At 45.9% G+C, this 218-nt stretch carries 1 rRNA gene; it reads left to right on the top strand.

Annotation, left to right across the window (positions count from 1 at the left end):
• Positions 1 to 56: ribosomal RNA gene (locus I6E38_RS15250) — 16S ribosomal RNA — on the top strand; the annotation flags it as partial.
• Positions 57 to 218 lie beyond the last annotated feature (162 nt).

Raw genomic sequence — 218 nt, 5'->3', positions numbered from 1 at the left:
GGGCTAAGTCGTAACAAGGTAGCCGTACCGGAAGGTGCGGCTGGAACACCTCCTTTCTGGAGAAACGAGATTCCTATTAAGGTCAGCAAAAACTCAAAGAGGCTTAAGGATGCCTAAAAAGGCTCGGTAAGGCTCATCAAGAGTTATGGTTTGCTTGACTTCTCCCACGCTTCTTGGCGCACTGTCTTACTAAATAGAGAAATAATGACGTTCTATAC

This window comes from Leyella stercorea (assembly GCF_021531355.1).
Classification (GTDB): Bacteria; Bacteroidota; Bacteroidia; order Bacteroidales; family Bacteroidaceae; genus Prevotella.
This window is presented reverse-complemented; position numbering and strand designations above follow the sequence as displayed.